This window comes from Variovorax sp. GrIS 2.14 (assembly GCF_046115955.1).
Taxonomy (GTDB): Bacteria; Pseudomonadota; Gammaproteobacteria; order Burkholderiales; family Burkholderiaceae_C; genus Variovorax.
In genome coordinates, this window is the sequence record NZ_JBJXIA010000069.1 from 1 (window position 1) to 3292 (window position 3292).

2 protein-coding genes and 1 pseudogene are annotated in these 3292 nt (G+C 59.4%); all 3 read left to right on the forward strand.

Annotated features, from left to right (window positions below; genetic code table 11):
* Window positions 1-174, forward strand: a pseudogene (locus RCH10_RS27325) (IS3 family transposase); the annotation flags it as partial.
* 107 nt (window positions 175-281) lie between these two features.
* On the forward strand, window positions 282-821 hold the full coding sequence (locus RCH10_RS27330) for a heme NO-binding domain-containing protein (RefSeq protein WP_323500832.1): 540 nt from the start codon (window positions 282-284) through the stop codon (window positions 819-821).
* A complete protein-coding gene (locus tag RCH10_RS27335) occupies window positions 802-2814 on the forward strand; it encodes a putative bifunctional diguanylate cyclase/phosphodiesterase (protein ID WP_409054810.1) in 2013 nt (670 codons plus the stop codon). The genes RCH10_RS27330 and RCH10_RS27335 overlap by 20 nt, the downstream gene beginning before the upstream one ends.
* Window positions 2815-3292 lie beyond the last annotated feature (478 nt).

Sequence of the window (3292 nt, forward strand, 5' to 3'; positions counted from 1 at the left end):
CTCAAGCACTCAAGCGCACAGGTACAGCATGGTTGGCAGCGTAAGTCACAAAGAAATTGTTGGGACGGTTCGGTCATGGAGCGCTTCTCCTTGAACTTGAAGATGGTGTGCGACTGGCAGCACAACTACGCCAACCATGCAGAGGCCATGAGCGACATTGCCTTCCACTTCGTCGGCAGAGTGTGATGCGGACTTCACTGCCTAAAATCACGTAACAAAACGTTCGGGACTATGCATCCCGAAGGCATAATCCGAAGATTATCACCCTGGCAAGGCAGCATATGAAGGGCATTGTTTTTAATTTGCTTGAGGAAGCCGTCAGCAACGATTTCGGCGAAGCGACCTGGGACAAGCTGCTCGATGAAGCGGACTTGTCGGGCGCCTACACTTCTCTCGGCAACTATCCCGACAGCGAAGTCGTAGCCCTGGTCGACGCGGCATCTAAAGCGCTGAACCTGCCAACCCAGGACGTGCTGCGCTGGTTCGGCCAGCGCGCCATACCCTCGATGGTTGCTCGCTACCCCGTTTTTTTCAGCAGTCATACCGAAACGCGCAGTTTCCTGCTCACCTTGAACAACGTCATTCATCCTGAGGTTCATAAGTTGTATCCTGGCGCGAACACGCCGATGTTCGATTTCGGCGCCGGCGACGATGGCGGCTTGATCATTGGCTATAGCTCGCCGCGCAAGCTGTGCGCGTTGGCGGAAGGCTTCATGCAGGGCGCCGCCAAACACTTCCAGGAGCAAGCCGACATCACGCAGTCACAGTGCATGCATGAAGGAGCTTCCAAGTGCGTATTACATGTCCGATTCCATCAATGACGCTGAGTCTGCGGTTGCCGACGCCGAAATCGCACGCCTGACCCGACGCCTGCGGCGCGAGTCTGCCGCGCGCCACGAAGCCGAAGCGATCGCTGAACACGGCCTGCGCGACCTGTTCCAGCGGCAGCAGGAAATCGGCCTGCTCGAATCGATTGCTGCGGCATCGAACGAGGCTGACAGCGTTGAAGACGCTATGCGCCATGCCCTCGCCGCAGTATGTAAGTTCGCTGACTGGCCGTTAGGCCATTTACTGCTGGTCGACGGCGACGCCAGATCGACGTTCGATTCCACCATGATCTGGCATGACGAAAGCAGCGGCCGCTACGACGCGCTGCGCGCACTGACCGAATCTATCGCATTTGGACGCAGTATCGGATTACCGGGCAGGGTATGGGAAAGCAGCGCGCCAGCATGGGTCAACTCCAACAGTCTCGATGCGAATGCTCATCCGCGTCTGCCGGAAGCGGAGCGTGCCGGTCTGCGCTCCCTGTTTGCATTCCCGGTCATGATCGGCACTGAAGTGGTGGCAGTGCTCGAGTTCTTCAGCATGAAACATCAGACGCCCGACGAGGCGCTGCTGCGCCTGATGGGCCAGATCGGTATGACGCTCGGGCGCGTCGTCGAGCGCAGGCGCACCAAGGACAGGTTGATGCACGACGCGCTGCACGACCCACTGACCCAGCTGGGAAACCGCAAGCTGTTCCTTGACCGCCTGCAACAAGCCCACTTACGCGCCCAGCGCGTGCCGGGCTACCAGTTCAGCGTGTTGTTCATCGACCTTGACCGTTTTAAAGGCGTCAACGACGGCCTGGGGCATCAAGCCGGTGACCAGCTGATCATCGCCACCGCCAACCGCATGACCAACTCGCTGCGCCACATCGACATGATGTCGCGCGGTGAGGGCGATGTTGGCGGCGCCGATTTCGTGGCGCGCATGGGTGGCGACGAATTCACCATCCTGCTCGACAATATCAGCAACCAGTGGGTCCCCGTGCGCATGGCCGAAAGGCTTATGAGTGTCATGGCCGAGCCGTTCGTGCTGGACGAGCAGCAGGTCATCGTCACGGCCAGTATCGGCATTGCCCTGAGCGCGAGCGGCTACACCGACGTGCATAACATGCTGCGCGACGCCGACACTGCCATGTACTACGCCAAGCAGAAGGGCCGCGCGCGCTGGGTCATGTTCGATACCGCCATGCAGGACAACGCTTTGCGCCGCCTGAAGCTCGAATCGGAATTGCGATTGGCGCAGGGTCGTGGCGAACTCTGGCTGGCCTATCAGCCGATCGTCACCCCCCGCGACGGCCAAATACGCGGTTTCGAGGCACTGCTGCGCTGGGATCATCCAGTGTATGGCGCGGTCGGCCCGGCTGAATTCATACCAGTGGCCGAAGAAATCGGCCTGATCGTCGGGATGGGTGGTTGGATACTTCGGAATGCCTGCAACCAACTGCGGACCTGGCAGCAAGACAGCGGGCAGCCGCTGACGATGAGTGTAAATCTGTCGGCGATGCAGCTGTCCGATGATCGCCTGGTCGCGCTGGTCGCGCAGACCTTGAACGAGAGCGGTATTCTCGCTGGCACGCTAAAACTGGAATTGACCGAAAGCGCGGTCATGGCCGACCCTGATCACGCACTCGATATTTTTCGGCAGTTGAGGGAATTGGGCGTCAAGTTATGCCTCGACGATTTCGGCACCGGCTACTCTTCGCTCAGCCAATTGCGGCGCCTGCCGCTCGACACCCTAAAAATCGACCGCTCCTTCGTGACCCAAATGGATCGTCAAGATGACAAGCGACAGATTGCCGAAGTGGTCGTGATGCTGGCACACACCCTGGGCCTGGACGTGGTGGCCGAGGGCGCCGAGACGGCCGCCGAGGTAGCGCTGCTGCAGGGAATGGGAGCCGATTTCGTGCAGGGCTACTACTACTACAAGCCCATGAAAGCTGATGCAGCCGGCGCGGCTTGGCGCGAACAAGGTGTGCTGCGATAAAAGAAGTGATCGACATTATTCTGGTGCACAAGTACGCGCCTTTGGGCACGACTAGGTGCCGACCGACTACGCCATGACGGAAGCAGCCCGCCATTTTTGCATCACACCCGCCGCCCGAAGTACTGTCCAACTGATTGCCAGCTATCGCAGTGTGCGACTTCATTAGACCAGGACACGTGCAGCAGGGCGCGGATGTTGCGCTGGCAACTCATGCGATGTTGGCGCCGGCGCGTTTTTGACCCTGACGCCGACACTGGGCTGACCCAGACCGTCACCTCCCAACCCAAGTGCTGGCGGTGATTTCTAATGCCGGCCAATGGATCAATGTGTTGCCGCCGACGCCGATTTGAGCCATCTTCCGGCGCCGCAGTGAGCCACTTCCTTGGCACTGGAATTGTCGCTAGGCTTGGCTTTCGGCTCAAATCTCCCGGCTCATTCAAATATCGGCGCCTGGCTCAAATTCGCGTCGGCGCGGACA